The sequence below is a fragment of the Pacificoceanicola onchidii genome, from assembly GCF_004804335.1.
GTDB lineage: Bacteria > Pseudomonadota > Alphaproteobacteria > Rhodobacterales > Rhodobacteraceae > Pacificoceanicola > Pacificoceanicola onchidii.
In genome coordinates, this window is record NZ_SRXY01000004.1 from 1 (window position 1) to 17,466 (window position 17,466).

19 protein-coding genes are annotated in these 17,466 nt (G+C 59.0%); 9 read left to right on the forward strand and 10 right to left on the reverse strand.

Annotated elements, in window-relative coordinates; genetic code table 11:
• Positions 1-366 precede the first annotated feature (366 nt).
• The 3 genes from msrQ to E4662_RS11370 form a co-directional block, all read right to left on the reverse strand.
• A complete protein-coding gene (gene msrQ / locus E4662_RS11360; protein ID WP_136441688.1) occupies positions 367-987 on the reverse strand; it encodes a protein-methionine-sulfoxide reductase heme-binding subunit MsrQ in 621 nt (206 codons plus the stop codon).
• The gene (msrP, locus tag E4662_RS11365; RefSeq protein WP_136441689.1) at positions 987-1,886 is read right to left on the reverse strand and encodes a protein-methionine-sulfoxide reductase catalytic subunit MsrP; all 900 of its coding nucleotides are present in this window, start codon (positions 1,884-1,886) and stop codon (positions 987-989) included. The genes msrQ and msrP overlap by 1 nt, the downstream gene beginning before the upstream one ends.
• A gap of 97 nt (positions 1,887-1,983) precedes the next feature.
• The gene (locus tag E4662_RS11370) at positions 1,984-3,528 is read right to left on the reverse strand and encodes an FMN-binding glutamate synthase family protein (RefSeq protein ID WP_136441690.1); all 1,545 of its coding nucleotides are present in this window, start codon (positions 3,526-3,528) and stop codon (positions 1,984-1,986) included.
• A gap of 115 nt (positions 3,529-3,643) precedes the next feature.
• Between E4662_RS11370 and E4662_RS11375 the strand changes: the two genes are divergently transcribed.
• The 3 genes from E4662_RS11375 (at position 3,644) to E4662_RS11385 (ending at position 6,007) form a co-directional block, all read left to right on the forward strand.
• Positions 3,644-4,087: a DUF302 domain-containing protein gene (locus E4662_RS11375; RefSeq protein WP_136441691.1), complete on the forward strand. Its 444-nt coding sequence runs from the start codon at positions 3,644-3,646 to the stop codon at positions 4,085-4,087.
• A 176-nt stretch (positions 4,088-4,263) separates the two neighbouring features.
• On the forward strand, positions 4,264-4,743 hold the full coding sequence (locus E4662_RS11380; RefSeq protein ID WP_136441692.1) for a fasciclin domain-containing protein: 480 nt from the start codon (positions 4,264-4,266) through the stop codon (positions 4,741-4,743).
• Positions 4,744-4,879: 136 nt separating this feature from the next.
• On the forward strand, positions 4,880-6,007 hold the full coding sequence (locus tag E4662_RS11385; protein WP_136441693.1) for a calcium-binding protein: 1,128 nt from the start codon (positions 4,880-4,882) through the stop codon (positions 6,005-6,007).
• A gap of 60 nt (positions 6,008-6,067) precedes the next feature.
• Here E4662_RS11385 and clpB read toward each other — a convergent pair whose 3' ends face one another.
• Positions 6,068-8,686 carry an ATP-dependent chaperone ClpB gene (clpB, locus tag E4662_RS11390; protein WP_136441694.1) on the reverse strand — a complete coding sequence of 873 codons (2,619 nt, stop codon included), beginning with the start codon at positions 8,684-8,686 and terminating at the stop codon, positions 6,068-6,070.
• A gap of 65 nt (positions 8,687-8,751) precedes the next feature.
• On the opposite strand from clpB, the gene E4662_RS11395 reads away from it, so the two are divergent.
• The 3 genes from E4662_RS11395 (at position 8,752) to E4662_RS11405 (ending at position 10,415) form a co-directional block, all read left to right on the forward strand.
• On the forward strand, positions 8,752-9,261 hold the full coding sequence (locus tag E4662_RS11395) for a hypothetical protein (RefSeq protein WP_136441695.1): 510 nt from the start codon (positions 8,752-8,754) through the stop codon (positions 9,259-9,261).
• Positions 9,231-9,962 (forward strand): orotidine-5'-phosphate decarboxylase, encoded by a 732-nt coding sequence (gene pyrF, locus E4662_RS11400; RefSeq protein ID WP_136441696.1) that lies wholly within the window; start codon positions 9,231-9,233, stop codon positions 9,960-9,962. The genes E4662_RS11395 and pyrF overlap by 31 nt, the downstream gene beginning before the upstream one ends.
• A gap of 153 nt (positions 9,963-10,115) precedes the next feature.
• Positions 10,116-10,415, forward strand: coding sequence for a hypothetical protein (locus tag E4662_RS11405; RefSeq protein ID WP_136441697.1), 300 nt, complete (start codon positions 10,116-10,118; stop codon positions 10,413-10,415).
• 86 nt (positions 10,416-10,501) lie between these two features.
• On the opposite strand, the gene E4662_RS11410 is transcribed toward E4662_RS11405, so the two are convergent.
• Positions 10,502-10,969 carry an NUDIX domain-containing protein gene (locus tag E4662_RS11410; RefSeq protein ID WP_240705174.1) on the reverse strand — a complete coding sequence of 156 codons (468 nt, stop codon included), beginning with the start codon at positions 10,967-10,969 and terminating at the stop codon, positions 10,502-10,504.
• On the opposite strand from E4662_RS11410, the gene E4662_RS11415 reads away from it, so the two are divergent.
• Positions 10,968-12,221, forward strand: coding sequence for a DNA polymerase IV (locus E4662_RS11415; protein ID WP_136441698.1), 1,254 nt, complete (start codon positions 10,968-10,970; stop codon positions 12,219-12,221). The genes E4662_RS11410 and E4662_RS11415 overlap by 2 nt on opposite strands.
• Positions 12,222-12,265: 44 nt before the next feature.
• On the opposite strand, the gene E4662_RS11420 is transcribed toward E4662_RS11415, so the two are convergent.
• The 5 genes from E4662_RS11420 to E4662_RS11440 form a co-directional block, all read right to left on the reverse strand.
• Positions 12,266-12,583, reverse strand: a complete 318-nt coding sequence (locus E4662_RS11420; protein WP_136441699.1) for a DUF3775 domain-containing protein — start codon at positions 12,581-12,583, stop codon at positions 12,266-12,268.
• Positions 12,584-12,663: 80 nt separating this feature from the next.
• Entirely contained in the window at positions 12,664-13,395 is a 732-nt protein-coding gene (locus E4662_RS11425) for an SDR family NAD(P)-dependent oxidoreductase (protein ID WP_136441700.1), read from the reverse strand.
• A complete protein-coding gene (locus tag E4662_RS11430) occupies positions 13,392-13,952 on the reverse strand; it encodes a DUF3833 family protein (protein WP_136441701.1) in 561 nt (186 codons plus the stop codon). Before E4662_RS11430 ends, E4662_RS11425 begins: the two co-directional genes overlap by 4 nt.
• Complete coding sequence (locus E4662_RS11435; protein WP_136441702.1) at positions 13,949-14,707, reverse strand: DUF1365 domain-containing protein; 759 nt, start codon at positions 14,705-14,707, stop codon at positions 13,949-13,951. Before E4662_RS11435 ends, E4662_RS11430 begins: the two co-directional genes overlap by 4 nt.
• A complete protein-coding gene (locus E4662_RS11440; RefSeq protein ID WP_136441703.1) occupies positions 14,704-15,999 on the reverse strand; it encodes an NAD(P)/FAD-dependent oxidoreductase in 1,296 nt (431 codons plus the stop codon). Before E4662_RS11440 ends, E4662_RS11435 begins: the two co-directional genes overlap by 4 nt.
• A gap of 281 nt (positions 16,000-16,280) precedes the next feature.
• Between E4662_RS11440 and E4662_RS11445 the strand changes: the two genes are divergently transcribed.
• Both E4662_RS11445 and E4662_RS11450 read left to right on the forward strand, forming a co-directional pair.
• Positions 16,281-16,793 carry a sigma-70 family RNA polymerase sigma factor gene (locus E4662_RS11445; protein WP_240705192.1) on the forward strand — a complete coding sequence of 171 codons (513 nt, stop codon included), beginning with the start codon at positions 16,281-16,283 and terminating at the stop codon, positions 16,791-16,793.
• Entirely contained in the window at positions 16,794-17,447 is a 654-nt protein-coding gene (locus E4662_RS11450; RefSeq protein WP_136441704.1) for a ChrR family anti-sigma-E factor, read from the forward strand. It begins immediately after the preceding gene.
• Positions 17,448-17,466: the final 19 nt, after the last annotated feature.

A 17,466-nucleotide genomic window follows, 5' to 3' on the forward strand; every position in this document is an offset into this window, starting at 1 on the left:
CAAGAACCCCGAGGCGTCCGCCCCGCCGTCCCGTCCGGCGTCCCGTGCAGCGCCTCAGCGCCGCCGGTGAGGGGCCTTCTACGGATAACAAACAAAACCCGCAACCCCTTTTTACAAGTTTTTTGACGCCAACCCGCACTTTTCTTAAAAAGTTCGTATTTTCAATAGCTTACAAATGCCATCTACTAATACACGGCCGCATAACCAGCCACGTTCGACCTACTTCTCGTTCTGCATATCCCGATCATAAAGTTGCCCACAGACTTATGCCCAGCAACACCGGCGAAACCGGGTTTCCGGAGCACTCTATCAAGAATCATGGACAGGACTCGGCACGTTTTCTGCGTGAAACGAGGCAACTCAGGGCTACCGCTTTTCGGCGAGTCCCTGAGCAAGCCTAAAGGTCGGAAGGCTGCTGACGCGCATGCCTAGCAGGATGATCACAATTGCCAGATAAAGAAGTGGCTCCAGCTGAAATCCTTTGGACAGCATCACAAAGTGCAGCCCCCCCAGCAGAGACGCCGCATAAACGAGTTTGTGCAACTTGTGCCACTGTCGACCCAGTCGCCTGACCGACCAATTGTTGGAGGTTAACGCCAAAGGCAAAAGCAGGACGAAAGCTAACATGCCGATGGTGATGTAGGGGCGTTTCAGGATGTCGGCCCAGATCTGCGACAGGATTTGGACATCAAGAAGCAACCAGACCGCCAGATGAGCCGTGACATAAAGGAAGGCCATCAATCCGATCGCCCGGCGGAATCGCAGCAGGTTGAGACCCGCGAACCGGCGCAGCGGCGAAACTGCCAAACCTGCGATCAGCAGTTGCAAGGCCATCTCACCGTATTCATGTTCCAGTGCCTTGATTGGCTCAACACCAAGCCCTCCCGAGAGGCCAAGATAAAAGAACCAAGGAGCGGGAAGGGTGAGCAGCAAGTACACCACCCAAGTCGGAACTTTGCGAGCTGCGGAGTTGATCGCCTGCTTCATCAGAAGTTGGCCCGAAGATCCATGCCCTCATAGAGGCTGGCGACTTCGTCATAGCCGTTGAACATCAAAGTCGGGCGACGACGGGAGAACAAACCGCCGCCGAGCGGACGTTCGGTGGCCTGGCTCCAGCGGGGGTGATCCACTTCGGGGTTCACATTGCTATAGAACCCGTATTCACGCCCGTTGGCCTTGTTCCACGAAGTCGGCGGTTCACTGTCGGTCAGTGTGATCCGGACAATCGATTTGATAGACTTGAACCCGTACTTCCACGGAACCACCAGACGCAGCGGAGCGCCGTTCTGGTTGGGCAAGGGCTTCCCGTAAAGACCGCTGGCCATCAGGGTGAGGGGGTGCATGGCCTCATCAAGCCGGAGTCCCTCGACATAAGGCCAGTCCAGCACGGGAAACCGTGTTCCCGGCATTTCATCCGGTCGGAGTGCTGTTTCAAAGGCCACGTATTTGGCTTCGGGTTTGACCCCGGCCATCTGCAATAGATCCGCAAGTTCGAACCCGTTCCAAGGCACGATCATCGACCAGGCTTCGACGCAGCGGAAACGGTAGATGCGCTCCTCGATGGTCATTTTGGACAGAATGTCCGCAACCGAATACTCGCCGGGGGTGTCGACCAATCCATCAATCTTCACGGACCAGGGATCCGTCGTCAGCATATGGGCGTTGGCCGCCGGGTCGGACTTGCCGGTCCCGAACTCATAGAAGTTGCAGTAGTTCGTGATGTCTTCGAAGCTGTTCGGCTCCAGAGCCTCCTGCGCATTGGCGCGGCCGGCAGCGGCAAGAATCGTTCCTGCGCCTAGCCCAGCAATCAACTGGCGGCGGTTTAGAAACACACGTTCTGGCGTGATATCGGAACGGGTCAGATCATTTGTCCAGCGCTTGGCCATCGGGTCCTCCTGAATTCGCTGGATCAGACATAAGCGGACAATGCCAAACCGCCAAAGCACATTGGCTCACACTTGCGTTCTGACTTTGTAACAAACGCTATTGCGTGCTCATACGTTTCAAAGCCTCTTCGAACATCTGGTGCCCGCCCGCCGCATCGCCATCAAGGCTTACGGAAGGGTGCAGGACGCTCATTTGCTCTGATGAGCCATCGTCGCGCACCAACCGAACATGTTTTCGGCGCATCAGCCGGGGTTCTGCCACACCGACAGAATGCGCGATCGTTTCGACCTCCTTGATGACCGCCTTGGCATAGCGAGCGACACGTTTGTCTTTTTCCTCGACAACCAGACCTTTCTGCAAACCCTTGTCATGCGTTGTGATGCCGGTGGGGCAGGTGTTCTTGTTGCACTTGAGCGCCTGAATACAGCCAAGGGAGAACATGAAACCCCGGGCCGAAACCACGATGTCCGCCCCGGCGCAAATGGCCCAGGCGACATCGCCGGGTTGCGACAGCTTCCCGCTCGCGATGATCCGGATGCGATCATGCAGGCCTGCCAGATCACGCAGGTCCACCATGCGGATCAACGCCTCGCGCAAGGGAAGGCCCACCAGATCCATGAGCGGCATCGGGGCCGCGCCTGTGCCCCCTTCTCCGCCATCGACCGTGATGAAATCCGGTGCACAATCAGGGCCGCGTTTCTTGATCAGCCGGAACAAATCAAACCAAGGGTCAGCCGATCCCATGCACGTCTTGAAGCCAACCGGCTTGCCGGTCACATCGCGCACGTGGTTGATCAGGTCCAGAAGATCGTCAAAGTCATCAACCTCCCTGTGACGGTTCGGCGAAATGCCCGCTTCCCCTTCTTTGAGCCCTCGAATTTCCGCGATTTCCTTCGACACCTTTTCCGCAGGCAGAATGCCGCCCTTGCCTGGCTTGGCCCCCTGGCTCAGCTTGATTTCGAACATCTTCACGGCTGGATGCTTTGCCACTTCGCGCAGTTTCTCATCCGAAAGATTGCCATCCGCATCCCGCACGCCAAACTTCGCGGTTCCGATCTGGAAAACCACGTCACAGCCGCCTTCGAGATGGAAAGGGGACAGCCCTCCCTCGCCGGTGTTCATCCAGATACCGGCCATCTTTGCGCCACGGCTGAGCGACAGCACCGCAGGCTTCGACAAGGCGCCATAGGACATTCCGGATATATTGAAGATCGAAGGGGCCAGATAGGGCTCCCGAGCCGTCGGCCCGATCATCATAGGCTCGGTCGAGGAATACTGATCGTCAAGCGGCGGAAACACCGCATTCATAAAAATCGGCGTGCCGGGTACGTTCAGGTTTCGGGTCGACCCGAAGGCAACAGAGTTGCTTGACCCTTTCGACGCCTCATCCACCCAGTTTCGCTGCGCCCGGTTGAACGGCATCTCTTCGCGATCCATGGCAAAGAAATACTGCCTGAAGAACTCGCCCAGTTCGGAGAAGATGTGCCGGAACCGCCCGATGACGGGGTAGTTCCTGCGAATCGCATCGCCGGTCTGCATGCGGTCGATGATGAAATAGACGATCGCAAGCGCAACGATGACGCCGATTGCGAAAACGAAGAAGAGCGCAAGGTATTGCAGCGCAATCATGGCGAAAACCATATTCACCTCCCGGAATGTGTTGATTTGTCTCAATGCAAATCGGTTTACAGAGGGTACTGTGACACATCCCTGATTAATAAACAGACTTCCTGCCCAAATCGTGAAAGAGAGAGAGATGAAAACCGTTTTTTTTGCCGCCGCCTTGGCGCTAGCCACGAGCACCGCAACGGCGCAGGACGCGATCACCTACGACACGGACCAAAGTTTCGACGATGTGTCCTTCGGGCTGGAAAGCGCGATCCTTGATGCGGGCCTGGTGATTGATCTGGTCAGCCATACCGGCGACATGCTGGAACGTACTCGCGCAGACGTTGGCTCTGACGTGGTGCTTTTTGAACATGCGGACATCTACAGCTTCTGCTCGGCCAAGATCAGCCGCGAGGTCATGGAAGCGGATCCGATGAACGTGGTTTTCTGCCCTTATAACATCTTCATCTTCGTCCGCCCCGATACGCCGGACACAACGACTATCGGGTTCCGCAGCTTCCCTGACGGTCCTATGAAGAAGGTCGAAACCCTGCTCGATGGCATCGTGAAGTCGGCCATCGGCCTGGAATAAGTCACGCGTCTTCACGTCAATGCGACTGGAAAACCCCAAGGCCGCGGGCTTAGCGCCCCGGCCTTGGGGATCAAGTCTGATCGCAACCATTTTTCGCTGATCTGGTGCGAGTTGGGCTCCGTAGTCATGAACGAGATGTGCAGTTCACATCGCTTTCATATCTAAAGGATCTCAACATGTTTCGCAGAACTTACCTCGCTCTGACCGCTGCCGCACTGATCGCAGGCCCCGCCATGGCTGGTGGTCATTCCAAGGATATTGTCGACACCGCGATGGGCGCAGGTAGCTTCGGCACCTTGCTTGCCGCCGCAAAAGCGGCAGATCTTGTCGATACGTTGAAAGGCGACGGCCCGTTCACCGTCTTTGCTCCGACTGACGACGCCTTCGCGGCGCTGCCTGCAGGAACCGTCGAAGATCTACTCAAGCCGGAGAACAAAGCGCAGCTGGCAGCAGTTCTCACCTATCATGTCGTGCCCGGCAAAGTGATGTCCACTGACCTGAGCAATAACATGATGGCGAAAACCGTTCAGGGGTCGGACGTCAGCATCATGACGGATGACGGCGTCACCGTGAATGGCGCTTCGGTGGTGCAGGCGGACATCGAAGCCTCGAACGGCGTGATCCACGTGATCGACGCGGTGATTCTCCCGAAGTAAGCGCGGCTTTTTCAATCGACCGTGGCCCGTCGCACGCAGTGCGGCGGGTTTTTCGTGCAACCGCAGCATTGGTCTTAATTTCAACACAATTTGAGGAAAACTGTTCGATTGTTCACAAGCCTGACGAGACCCCAAGATGCCCGCCCAAGCCACCTATCTCCAATATACCGATGGGGACGACAACACAGTTGGCACCAGCCTTGCCGATCACCTGCGCGGGGGCTACGGCAACGATACGCTCAGAGGGTTGGCCGGAGATGACAGCCTTTTTGGCAATCATGGGCGCGACTGGCTAATCGGCGGCCTGGGGCATGACTTCCTGCAATCTGGCGCTGGTAACGACACGCTTCACGGCGATGAGGGCAACGATACCCTGCGCGGTGGCGAGGGCGAGGATACCCTGCACGGAGGAGACGGCGCAGACAGCCTGAATGGCGGCGGCGGCAACGATCTGGTTTTTGGGGACGCCGGAGACGACATCCTGATCGGCGGCAGCGGACATGATCGGCTGTTCGGCGGGCTGGGCATCGACGCGGTGATCGGCGGCGCCGGAAATGACACGCTGAACGGAGAGGACGGGGACGACAGTCTCTACGCCAACTCCGGCAATGATTCCCTGGATGGCGGTGCAGGCAACGATCTGATGTACGGCGGCAGCGGCAACGACACGCTGACCGGTGGCGCCGGAGATGATGCCATGCGCGGCAGCTCTGGCCACGACGCGCTTTATGGCGGCGATGGGATGGATACGCTTTGGGGAGGCAGCCTTAATGACCTCCTCTACGGCGGCAATGACAATGACCTTCTGTTTGGCCAAGATGGACATGACACCATTTTCGGCGGCTCCGGCGAAGACACAGTCTACGCCAGCAATGGTCATGACGTGGTGTTCGGCGACGCCGGAGACGACTTGATTTGGGGCAGCTATGGCTTTGACCAACTGAACGGCGGGGATGGCAATGACACCCTGCGCGGCGGCTGGGGCGATGATACGATCAACGGCGGGACCGGTGATGACGTCCTGCACGGCAGCTATGGCGAAGACACCTTTGTCTTCGATCCGAATTTTGGCACCGATCTTATCGAAGGGTTCAACGCGAGCGATGACACCCTTGATCTGACTGCCTTGAACCTGACTGGTCCCGAAGCGCTCTCCGTTTCGGAAACTGCGGGCTCGCTAGAGATTGGTATCGCAGCAGGGGATGTGATCGTGCTGGAGGGGCTGACAGTCGAAGACTTCAACGATCTGACAATCCTGTTCTGATCAAATGCCCTGCGCCAAGAAAAAAGCCCGCCGTTTTGGCGGGCCTCCTTCGTTTTCCAATCAGTGCACAACCGCATCGTCCGGTTTGGGACGGTTCGATGCACCAAGCCGATCTCCGATCAACAGGCCATCTGCCCCCGCGCTCACCACAACAACGTCACCATCCTTCACGTCACCAGCCAGCAACATCTCGGCCAGCGGGTTCTGCAAGGCGCTTTGGATCACGCGTTTCAGCGGGCGCGCACCGAACACCGGGTCATAACCTTCGTCGGCGAGCCACTTGCGGGCGTCTTCGTCCAGTTCAAGCCGGATTTTCCGCGCCGCGAGCCGTTTGAGCAGCCGCGCCATCTGGATATCGACGATCCCGTCCATGTCTTCCCGCTTGAGCCGGTCAAAGATGATGGTCTCATCGAGACGGTTCAGGAACTCGGGGCGGAAGTGCGCCCGCACCGCGTCCATTACATCGCGCTTGGCCTGGGCCGCATCACCCCCTTCGGGAAGCTGGCTCAGAGCCTGGCTGCCGAGGTTGGACGTCAGGATGATCAATGTCTGCTTGAAGTCCACGGTCCGACCCTGACCATCGGTCAGCACGCCATCGTCCAGAACCTGCAGCAGCACATTGAACACATCCGGATGCGCCTTTTCGACCTCGTCAAAAAGCACAACCTGATAGGGCCTGCGCCGCACGGCTTCGGTCAGAACGCCACCCTCATCATAGCCGACATAGCCCGGAGGCGCGCCAATCAGACGGGCGACCGCGTGCTTTTCCATGAACTCCGACATGTCGATGCGCACCATCGCGTTGTCGTCGTCAAACAGGAACTCGGCTACGGCCTTGGTCAGCTCGGTCTTGCCCACGCCGGTCGGCCCGAGGAAGAGGAACGAACCGAGCGGGCGATTCTCATCGTTGAGCCCGGCACGCGCGCGGCGCACCGCATTGGCAACAGCCGTCACGGCCTGGTTCTGGCCGATCACCCGCTTGTGCAGGTTGTCTTCCATGCCCAGCAGCTTCTCACGCTCCCCTTCGAGCATCTTGCCCGCCGGGATGCCGGTCCAACGTTCAACCACCGAAGCGATCTGATCCGGGCGCACGGCCTCTTCAACCATGACATCGCTGTCATCTTGCGATTCCGCCGCCTCAAGTTGCTTTTCGAGCTGCGGAATGACGCCGTAGGACAGCTCCCCGGCCTTCGCCAGATCGCCCTGCCGCTTGGCCTGGTCAAGTTGCGCGCGCGCCTGATCAAGCTGCTCCTTGATGTCCCGCGCCCCGGCGAGTTTATCCCGCTCGGCTTGCCATTTGGCGGTCATCTCGGCGCTCTGCTCTTGCAGGTCCGCGAGGTCTTTTTCCAGCTTCTCCAAGCGATCCTTGGACGCTTGATCGTCCTCGCGCTTCAGCGCTTCTACCTCGATCTGCTTTTGCAGGATGTCCCGGTCGAGCGCATCCAGCTCCTCGGGTTTGGAATCCACCTCCATCCGCAGGCGGCTCGCAGCTTCGTCCATCAAGTCGATGGCTTTGTCCGGCAGGAACCGATCGGTGATGTAACGATGGCTGAGCGTCGCTGCGGCGACGAGAGCACTGTCCGAAATCCGCACGCCGTGGTGAAGTTCGTACTTCTCTTTGATGCCGCGCAGAATCGAGATCGTGTCCTCGACCGTCGGCTCCTGCACGATCACCGGCTGGAACCGACGTGCGAGGGCCGCGTCCTTTTCCACATGCTTGCGATACTCATCGAGCGTCGTCGCACCAACACAGTGCAGCTCACCCCGCGCCAGAGCCGGTTTCAGAAGGTTCGACGCATCCATCGCGCCATCCGCTTTGCCAGCCCCCACAAGCGTGTGCATCTCGTCAATAAAGAGAACCACTTCACCGGCGGCGGCCGTCACTTCGGACAGCACCGCTTTCAAGCGCTCCTCGAATTCGCCGCGATACTTTGCGCCCGCGATCAAAGCGCCCATGTCGAGCGACAGGAGCTTTTTGTTCAGTAGGCTCTCGGGCACATCACCGTTGACGATCCGCAAAGCCAGCCCTTCGGCAATCGCGGTTTTACCCACGCCGGGCTCACCAATCAGAACCGGATTGTTCTTAGTCCGGCGGCTGAGCACCTGCATGGCGCGGCGAATTTCCTCGTCGCGGCCAATGATCGGGTCAATCTTGCCTTCACGCGCGCGCTCGGTCAGATCAGACGCGTATTTGTTCAGGGCGTCATAGCCTTCTTCGGCGCTGGCACTGTCCGCCGTACGCCCTTTGCGCAAATCGTTGACCGCTTCATTCAGCGACTGCGGCGAAACCTTCCCGGCCTCAAGCGCCTCTTTCGCAGGGCTTTTGACCATGCCGAGCGCCATGAGCAGCCGTTCTACAGGGACAAAACTGTCGCCCGCTTTCGTCGCCAGCTTCTCCGCCTCGTCCAATACCTTGCCGGTGGCCGAATCCATATAGACCTGCCCGGCATCGCCGGTCACTTTTGGGATCCGGGCGAGTTTGGTCTCCAGCACCTGTACAACGCGGCCCGGCTCCCCACCGGCGCGCTTGATCAGGTTGCTCGCCATGCCCTGATCATCGTCCATCAGAGCCTTGAGCAGATGTTCGGGGGCCAGTTTCTGGTGGCTTTCGCGCATCGCGATGGTCTGTGCAGCCTGAATGAACCCGCGCGACCGTTCCGTGAACTTCTCCAAGTTCATGGTGTCTCTCCTTCCATAAAGCGCCCCTTGATTTGACCTCGCGCCCGACTTGGCGGCACGCGAAAATGTGGGGCCTCGTCACTCAAGATGGCGATGCGGAACGCAGCGTTCAAGGGGGCAAAGTTGCAAAAATGCAACTTCTGCAAGTGCACGAAATCTTAAGTGCGCCGTGCGATCAAACCGGCGTCGTCACGGAGCATTCAATGTACATCAAACGTATCGAACTCAGCGGTTTCAAAGACGATCAAACGGACGGTGCCTTGAGCGGCAGCGTCTCGCTTGTCACGGATCATCGACGCATACAAATCCCCCTGACGGTGCCGAGCAAGTTTGAAATGCTCAATCAACGGCATCGGCTACGCCTGCTTGCCATGGCGCTCAAACGCGCGCGGCGCATGCCAGAGCATAGATCGGGCGAGACGATCCAGTTTGCCCCTGGCCTGCTCCCCTTCGGATTGACCGAGGTTGAAGAGCGAGGCTTGACCTCAACGGCGGCTGCACCCAAAAGCGGACAAATTCCCTTCCGCCATAGAAAGGTGCCGCCATGTCCGCCCAACCCTCCGATGACCGTCTGATTGTCGCCCTTGATGTCCCCAACGCTGTTGCGGGGCTCGATATGGCCGCGAAGCTGGGCGATGCGGTGTCTTTTTACAAGATCGGGCTCGGCATGTTGACGGGAGGTGGCCTCGCGCTTGCCAACGAACTCAAGCAGGAACAGGGCAAGCGCATCTTCCTCGACATGAAACTCTTTGACATCGGGGCCACCGTGGAAAACGCCGTGCGCGGCCTTGCCCAGTTCGATCTCGATTTTCTTACGGTGCATGGCGATCCTTACGTGGTCCGGGCTGCCAAAGAAGGTGCCGCTGGCAAAGACCTGAAAATTCTTGCGGTGACCATTCTGACCTCTCTGGACCGCGACGACCTCGACGGCGCGCTGATTCAGGCGGGCGACATTCCTGACCTCGTGACCACGCGTGCCGCGCGCGCTTTCGAGGCGGGGGCTGATGGTGTCATTGCCTCGCCCAACGAGGCCGCACTTATCCGTGCACTGCCCGAAGCAGACGGCAAACTCATCGTCACCCCGGGCGTCCGCCCTGTTGGGGCCGATGTGGGGGATCAAAAACGCATCGCCACTCCCGCTCATGCCATATCCAATGGCGCTGATCACATCGTTGTGGGCCGACCGATCCATACAGCCGCAGATCCCCGCGCTGCGGCCCAAGCCATTGTCAGCGAACTCAATTCAGCTCAGGCCAAGCAGCCGAACATCCGCTGAAAACCAATCCACCGGCAAGATTTCGCCGTGTTTGAGAAGGCGGGGAACACAGCGCTGTGAGTCCCCCTGTTTTCGCGCGCAACCAATGCCCACATAAGAGTTATCCACAGGACACAGCTGTCCAAAAGGATACTCTTAAGGAGGCATTTTCTTATGTCGCGCAGCAAAACAGAAATTGGCGAGATCCGTTACAACGCAGCAGAACAGAGCTTTGAAGCGCTGATTACGTTCCATGGCGAGACCGGCACACGCCGTATTCCAAGCAGCTTTTTCGCGCCCCTCGACACCGAATTCGAGGTGGTCGGCAGAGGCCTTTTGCAGGCCGCCGAAGCACGGATCAACCGGCCCGGGCAAATGAAATCCCGGCTGGAGAAAGCGCCAACGCCGCTTCCGATACCTCAGCCGAGCGCCTTTGACTGGCAGAACTTCCTGCACGGCACCCGCGCAGCCTGACAAAGCGCTTTCGAATACCGCCCACCGTTCAGTCCCCCAATAGCGTGGGCGGTCTTTGGGCCGGGGCAGCTTGCTCCGGCCCTTTTTTATGCGTCGTCCCGGCCGATCCGGTTCAGGTAGACGCGCAGGATGTGCTGAAAATGTGGAATGGCGGTGTCATCGGCGAGGTAAGCCTCAGGACGCATGGCCTGCCAGCCCTGCCCTTCGTCACCCATGCGCACATCGCCCAACACTGTTTCAGGCAAATGCGCCGCGAAAAACCAGCTGACCTGGTTGGACACCACCCTAAGGTGAACGAATTTGACGGCATCAAAGGGCACGACCAACCCCACTTCCTCCTGTGTTTCACGCAAGGCGCAGACCTCTGGCGTTTCGCGCCCTTCCCTGCCACCGCCGGGAAAATCGAGGCACCCCGGCCAAACAAGCCCAGGCTTTTGATCCCGCCGCAGCACAACAAGACGCGCCCCGGCAAAGAGCAGCAGTTTCGCCCCGGTGAACTCTGTTCGATGATCCGCCATTTTCAGCCCTTGCTGCCGCCTGTATGATACTACCATGCCCGCTCTTTGCCGCGACTGCCTAACCGAATTTGACACAGGACGCCGATGCCCGTCCTGCGGGCGTCCGCGTGTGCTGGAACACGACGAGCTTTGGGATCTCTCCATTGCTCATATGGACTGTGATGCGTTTTATGCCAGTGTCGAAAAGCGCGATAATCCGGATCTTGCCGACAAACCGGTGATCATCGGCGGCGGGCGGCGCGGCGTGGTGTCCACCGCCTGCTATGTGGCCCGCATTCGCGGTGTGCGCTCGGCCATGCCCATGTTCAAGGCATTGCAGGTTTGCCCGGATGCCGTGGTCCTCAAACCTCGCATGTCGGTCTACGTCGAAGCCTCCCGCGCGATCAAATCCATGATGGAAGAGCTCACACCGTCGATCGAACCACTTTCTTTGGACGAAGCCTTCCTCGACCTGACCGGAACGCGCCGCCTGCACGGAGCGCCCCCGGCTGTGATGCTGGCACGGCTGGTCAAGCGGATGAAAGATGAGCTGGGGCTGACCGGCTCCATCGGTCTGTCGCACAACAAGTTCCTCGCCAAGATCGCCTCTGATCTCGACAAACCGCGCGGTTTTTCCATCATCGGCAAGGCCGAAACAGAGGCGTTTTTGCGCCCCAAACCGGTTCGCCTGATCTGGGGTGTGGGTGCTGCGACGCAAAACCAACTTGATAAGGCAGGTATCCGAACGTTCGAAGACCTGTTGCGCTGGGAGCAGCGCGACCTGACAGCGCGGTTTGGCTCCATGGGTGAGCGGCTTTGGCACCTTGCCCGAGGGCAGGACAGGCGCCGGGTGACGCGCAACGCTCCGATGAAGAGCATCTCGAACGAGACAACCTTTTTCGAGGACACCGCCGATCCGGATATTCTGGATGGTCACCTGTGGCGCATGGCGGAAAAAGTGTCGGACCGCGCCAAGGCCAAGGGGCTTGCCGGGCGGGTGGTGACGTTGAAGCTCAAAAGGCGGGATTTCAAGCTGATCACGCGGCGCACGTCCCTGCCTGATCCAACACAAATCGCGGATCGCATTTACCGGACGGTGAAACCCCTGTTTTCGCAGGAAATAGACCAAGGGCCGTTTCGGCTTATTGGCTGCGGTCTGTCAGATCTATGCCCGGAAGAGGACGCGGACCGGTTGCCCGATCTGCTCGATCCCCAAGCGACGAAACGCGCAGATGCAGAGCGTGCCACGGACAGCCTCAGGGCCCGATTTGGCGACAGCGCCATCATGAAAGGCCGTGCTCTGCGCTGAGTTTCGGAAACCCGCGCAGATCAACCTTTTCCAGCCCGACAGATTTACATCACCGCGTCTTCTTCATCCTGCGCATCGTAGCCCAGCGCTTCAAGCCCGGCTTCAAGGTTGTCTGACAGATGCGGTGTTCCGATCAGGTAGCTGGCGGTTGGAGTCGAGGCTTCGGCATAAGCCGTGGCAAACGCATCGTCCCATTCTTCGGCCTCGAATGCGCCCCGACCAATCCACATCACGGCGACAAGAGCAGCTTGCTCCTCTTCGTCCATTCTGTCGATGAGCGCGCGCAGCTCGCCTTCGGCCCGTGTCAACTCGCGCGCCATAACGATGACGGCGGCCACCTTCCGCACACTGATCTTTTCCATGTCGCGTCTCCTCGTCGTTTGTCGCAATACATGATGCGTTGGGCCGAGCCAGTACACCTTGATCTGCGACAAACAGTTAATCAACTGACGAGACGATAGTAGAGCCAATCCGGCAAGAACTGCGCGATGCGGAAGAAAAGCCCGAACCCGAATGGGAAGGATCGCTTGAACCCGCCGGAGGTCATATGCTCAAAGCAAATCTGAGCGGCCTCCTCCGGTTCCATCAGGAACGGCATCTTGAACGTGTTCTTCGCGGTCAGACGCGTTTTGATAAAGCCCGGGTTCAGCAGCTGAACCTCGACGCCGGTTTTGCGGAGGTCGGCATAGAGCGACTCCGCCAGTACCATCACCCCCGCCTTTGACGAAGAATAAGGCGCGGAGGCGGGCAAGCCGCGAAAGCCGGAAAGCGAACCGGTCAGAACAACATGTCCTTTGTCCTGCCGTACAAAGCGCGGAAGAACCGTACCCGCAAGCGCCACGGCACCGCCAAAATTGACCCGCGCCATGGTGTTCGCTTGCTCCACATCCCAGTCCTGCGCGCCGAAGGGCCAGTAGACACCGGCCATGTGGATGACGCCGTCGATTTCGCCAATCTCTTCTGCCGCGCGTTCCAGTGCCGCGTGATCGCTCACATCCACGGGTTTGATCTCCGCCGGGCCGGGCAATGCCTCGGCCAGCACTTCAAGCCCCGCCGCTCCGCGCGCCGACAAAATCAAGTGAACACCCGCACGGCTGAGTTTGTGCGCCAAAGCCGCGCCCAGTCCTTCCGACGCGCCGACAAGCCAATACCGTTTACCCTGCCACTCTCTCACGCCGGTTCAACCTTGCGCATAGTGGCCACCAGTTCCGCCACTTTCAGCCCGTATTTTCGAAACTGGCTGCGGTTGACGATGGTTCCATTGGGCGTGAGGTACATCCAGTCCGTGGTGTCCAGAACGTGCCCGCCGCTGTCCTCCGGCAAGCGGATACGATACCGCAGGCAGACGGCCCCGCCCACTTGCGCGCCCTCTCCTTCACCCACCAGATCCGGCGCTGTGGCGTGGATTCGGCCATCATTGCCGACGGAGAGCGACCATTCCCGGTGTTGCTCGCGGCCCGTTTCGTATTTGAAATGCTCGGCCATCACCCCGCGGTTGCCGTCCCAGGTCACGTGAAAGTCGCCGACGAAGCGGGACACGACCCGGCCCATCGGGCCATAAATCACGCCCTCGCAGATCAAAGGGCCATCGAGGTCACGCCTGATGTCGATCTGGCGAACGTCATTGGTATAGTCATCCGGGCGCTGCCCCAGGAAACCGGCGAGACGTTCGCGCAGCCAAAAAAGCGCGAGCATCAGCATCGCTCCCAAAACGAAAACCGTCAGTGTCATCCTTGCACCTCCTTGCCTGAGGCGCTGATCGCATCCGCCGGGGGAGCCGGGCGATTACGGTACAGCGCGCCTTTGAGTTTGAGTTTCAATGCCTGCCAGTGGATCAGCGCCATAACCCGTCTTGCACCAAAGGGTCTGCGGATTATGGCACGCAACGCATCGCCACGACGCAGCGGTTTGCGCTTGCCCACCAGCGTGGCGATCAAACCGCCTTCCGTGCGGTGATAGTCGATCCAGATGCCGATCTGATCGGCGCGAATATCGAAGCGGAAGGTGTAAGCGCCAGCGATGGGCTGAAACGGCGAGACGTGCAGGATCTTGCGCGCCTCGATTCGATCTGCGGCGGTGATCTCGGACCCATCTGGTTTGACGCACAGATAGGAATGCCGATCTCCGAAGGTATTTGTAACTTCCGCGATAACGGCGATGAGCGAGCCCTCCCGCTGTGCAAGCCAGAATGACACCGGGTTGAACACATACCCGAGCACTCTCGGTTGGGTCAGCAACTCCAAAGTGTCTGCCTCAACCCCCTGCGCATCGAGAACCGCCCGCGCCCAAGCCGCGCCAGTGCCTGCTTTAGGCGGTCCGCCGTGGTCACGGCGCAGGACGCTGAACGGCCAGAACCGGAACAGTGTCTCGCCTTCGGTTTCCGCATTGAATAGCACGTAATCAATGGAATAACGGAAGCCGTTTTGAATAGCCCCCTTGCGTCCGTGGTAGGTGTACCCGGCAATATGGTCGACGGGATGGGTCATGACGCCCGCGCGGCTCCGGCCATTACGGTGTTGAGCCCTTCGACAACGTCCACCGCGCTCCCGAGACCATCTTCATGGAAACCGTTCTTCATCCAAGCGCCACAGAACCAGGTGTTTCTCTGACCGTTGAGCGCCGCGACACGGCGTTGACCTTCGAGCGCGGCCAGATCGTAGACCGGATGGCGCAGCGTGACCTCGTCGTAGATCAGATCTTCGCGGATCGGACGCGTGGAGTTGAGCGTTACGAACATCGGATCTGACTCCGGGATGGGCTGCAAACAGTTCATCCAATACGTCAGGTCGATCTGGTTCATCTCTTTTTGCTCGGTTTCCGTGTAGTTCCACGAAGACCAAACCGCCTTGCGCTTTGGCATGACACTGTCATCCGCATGCAGAACAATACGGTTCGGCTGATACTTCACCGCGCCGAGCGCCTCCTGTTCTTCTGGATCCGCATCACCAAGCAGCCGCAAGCTGTCGTCCGAATGTGTGGCAAAGACGACTTCGTCGAACCTCTGCCAGTCCCCACCCGCTTTGACAAAAACCGAGCCTGCCTCGCGCTTTACCGTTTCAATCGGACAGCCTGTCCGGATTGTGACCCCCTGAGCGGTCATCGCCGCTTCGAGCCGCGAGACGTAAGCCTGAGAGCCCCCTTCAACTGTGTACCACTGGTGCTGGCCCGTGTGATGCAAGAGCGCATGGTTCTCGAAGAACTGCACCAAGGCATAGGCCGGGAAGTCGAGAATTTTCTCGACTGGCGTTGACCAGATCGCTCCGGAGAGAGGCATCAGGTAGTACTTTCTAAACCATTCCCCCAACTGCATCTGATCCAGGAAAGCGCCAAGTGGCAGGCTTGGGTCGCGTGCGGCGTCCACCGCTCCAGCATTGAACCGCATCACGTCGCGCAGCATTCCGAGGAACTTCGGATTCAGCGCGTTGCGTTTCTGCGCAAAGACGGCGCTCAGATTGCGCAAGCCATATTCCATGGAGCCACCGCGCAAGCTCGCTCCGAAACTCATGTCGGACTTGACCACCGGAACATCCAGAGACTCGAACAGCGAAACGAGGTTAGGATAGTTGGCACGATTGAACACAATGAAACCGGTGTCGACGGGTTGGTCGCCGTGCCGGCCTGCAACGATGGTCCGCGCATGCCCGCCCACCCGGTTTTCCGCTTCGAAGAGCGTCACATGATGCACGCCGGATAGGAGGTGTGCCGCGCCCATGCCTGATATTCCGGCACCGATCACCGCGATCTTGCGCGGCGGCTGGGGATGAAGTTCAAAGGGCATAGGCCAAACCGTTTTTTGTTGCGTTTATGGAACTTACGTGTGACCGGGCCAGTTGGATGCATATCGGCGTACAAAAAAGATTCATTTCTTTTGATCCGCTTTCCGACGCGCCGCGTAAACGAGGTATGTTTGGCCATTCTGAAGCCCTGATCACACATGAAGACGCCGTGCCGGTTGAAATTCCGACGCGGTCACGCAACGGTGCTCAAGAGCGACGCAGAGGCACAAGCAAGAAATTGACCCGAGACACCAGCGAAGCAGCAGCGGAATGGGTGGCCGTCATGGTCCGGATCCGGGACGCACGCGATGAAACCGCGTTTGTCCAACTCTTTGAGCATTTCGCTCCAAGGGTGAAAGGGTTCCTCATGCGGTCCGGTTCCGACGAAAGCACTGCGGAAGAGATCATGCAGGACGTTATGACGACGATCTGGCGCAAAGCCGCACAATTTGATCCGTCCCGGGCCTCCGTTGCGACGTGGATTTTCACGATCGCGCGAAACCGAAAAATAGACATTCTGCGAAAGCAAAAACGCCCCGAACCGGAAGATTTGTCATGGGGGCCTGAAGCAGAGCCGGACCAGGCCGACGTGCTTGGACTCCAACAGGAAACTGAGCAACTTGGGGTGGCCATCGCCGCCCTGCCCGACAAGCAACGCGAGTTGATCGAAAAGGCCTATTTCGGAGACCTCAGTCACTCCGAAATTGCCGAGGTGACCGGACTTCCCTTAGGGACGATAAAGTCCCGGATCCGCCTCGCCCTAGATCGCCTTCGCCACGCCATGAGCAACGCCTAAATGAAAAACGACATCACGCATCACCTCACAGAAGACCTGATCGCAGGATACTCAGCCGGTACACTGCCCGAAGCAGTGAGCCTTGCTGTGGCCACACATATCAGCTTGTGCGACAGCTGCCGCGCGGCGCTTTCAGCCTATGACGCCATCGGCGGTGCAGTGGTTGACGCGTCCGCGCCAGCCGCCGTCAATGCTGGAAGTCTGGACAGCGTGCTGGCCCGCATCCACGCGACGTCCGATACACCCGTCGGTTCAATTCGTCCTCGGACGAATCCGGCTATTCCGGCGCCATTGGCCGATTACATCGGGCACAGTTTTGATGACGTGCAGTGGCGGCCTGTTGGCCTTGGCGTCAAGCAATCCATACTGGCCACCTCTTCCGAAGCGACAGCGCGTTTGCTCTATATCCCGGCCGGGACGGCTGTTCCGGATCACGGGCACAACGGTCTTGAACTGACCCTGGTTTTGCAAGGAGCCTTCCACGATGAGGTGGGTCGCTACGGCCCCGGCGATATCGAGGTGGCGTCTGACGATCTGGAGCACATGCCGGTGGCTGACATTTCCGAAGATTGCATTTGTCTGGCCGTGACCGATGCTCCGCTTCGGTTCAAAGGCTGGCTTCCGAGACTGGCCCAACCTTTCGTCGGCATCTAAAGGCTTTACCACTCTGAAA